Source organism: Silvania hatchlandensis (assembly GCF_025564065.1).
Taxonomy (GTDB): domain Bacteria; phylum Pseudomonadota; class Gammaproteobacteria; order Enterobacterales; family Enterobacteriaceae; genus Enterobacter; species Enterobacter hatchlandensis.
Map to the genome: position 1 here is coordinate 1 of NZ_JAMGZK010000018.1, position 420 is coordinate 420.

The window sequence follows — 420 nt, forward strand, 5'->3', positions numbered from 1 at the left end:
GAAAAGGGGTTAGATAGTACCAAATGGGAAAATGTTAAGTAAGTACTTCTCTATATTCTTCAGGTAAACTATCAGCTGATGGTTTATTTATACAAAAAAGGAGTCGGGATGAACGAACAATCCCAGGCCAAATCACCAGAAGCCTTGCGCGCAATGGTCGCCGGGACACTGGCCAATTTTCAGCACCCAACCCTGAAGCATAACCTCACCACGCTGAAAGCGTTGTACCATGTCGCCTGGATGGACGACACGTTGCATGTGGAACTGGTTATGCCATTCGTCTGGCATAGCGCGTTTGAAGAGTTAAAAGAGCAATGTAGCGCCGAACTGCTGCGTATCACCGGGGCGAAAGCTATCGACTGGAAACTGTCGCACAATATCGCCACCTTAAAACGCGTGAAGAATCAGCCGGGTATTAAT

General features: G+C 47.4%; 1 pseudogene. It reads left to right on the top strand.

The window, feature by feature from the left end:
* Positions 1 to 108 precede the first annotated feature (108 nt).
* A pseudogene (locus tag M8014_RS00090) lies at positions 109 to 420 on the top strand (iron-sulfur cluster carrier protein ApbC); the annotation flags it as partial.